This is a genomic window from Sulfitobacter sp. HI0129, assembly GCF_001635395.1.
Taxonomy (GTDB): domain Bacteria; phylum Pseudomonadota; class Alphaproteobacteria; order Rhodobacterales; family Rhodobacteraceae; genus Sulfitobacter.
Window position 1 is genome coordinate 1 of the sequence record NZ_LWGH01000914.1, and the last position, 727, is coordinate 727.

At 63.0% G+C, this 727-nt stretch carries 2 protein-coding genes; both read right to left on the reverse strand.

Features of this window, described 5'->3' with window-relative positions; translation table 11 throughout:
• The coding region (locus tag A3764_RS20895; RefSeq protein WP_150122359.1) for a hypothetical protein at window positions 1–247 on the reverse strand (247 nt) is incomplete at its 3' end.
• Entirely contained in the window at window positions 244–618 is a 375-nt protein-coding gene (locus A3764_RS20900) for a hypothetical protein (RefSeq protein WP_067923228.1), read from the reverse strand. The genes A3764_RS20900 and A3764_RS20895, both read right to left, overlap by 4 nt.
• Between the last annotated feature and the right edge of the window lie 109 nt (window positions 619–727).

Below are 727 nucleotides of genomic sequence, written 5' to 3' on the forward strand. Positions count from 1 at the left end.
TGGTCGCTCCCAGGATCACGGGCTCGAGGCGAGCGGCCAGCTGTTTCACACCGACATGTTCGCCCTTTTTGAAGATGGTGAGCCCCTCGATTCGGTCCTTCAATTCCAGCACATCGGCCCGGAGGGCGCCTTCGAGCGCCGCAGTTTCCTCGACCCGGGAGATTGCATCCAGCACTGCGTTCGAGGCGTCGAGGGCCGCCTCGATCCGCGGGATGAGTTCATCGTCCAGCATGGGTTCCTCGTTCATGTGCGTCGCTCCTCTTGATCGCCATGGGACGGTTGACCGGGGGAGACCTCTTCGAAAGCCCGTCGGAGTTCGTCCGCCAGCAGGCAGATCTCCTCGACCTGCGGCGACGCCGGATCGAGTGACGCGAAGTAGGCAGCTTCGGGGCGGGACGGATCATGCACATGGGCCAGCGTGAGCAGGTCATGCAGGGCGGACACGTCGCGGCCTGCGCGACCGTGCAGCGAGTTTCCGGTGTAGAGCATCTCGAACAGACACTGAACCCGCTTGAGCCATGGCCGGCCGCCCAGCAGAAGGGCGGCGTTCTGCAGCGCCTCCGCGTTTTCCTCGACGAAGTGGTGAAGGCACGTGGGCCTTGTGGGAATATCGAACATCTCGTCTTCTCATTGAATGCCCTCAGCGGAATGCCTCGGGTGACAAGAGCCGGAGCTTCCATGGGCGCAAGAAGCCGTTCGACTGCCTACTGCAAGCTGGAGGAGTTCG

What these genes read in the sequence shown, in the direction of transcription:
- A3764_RS20900 (WP_067923228.1), bottom strand. Translation starts at nt 618, where the DNA reads ATGTTCGATATTCCCACAAGGCCCACGTGCCTTCACCACTTCGTCGAG.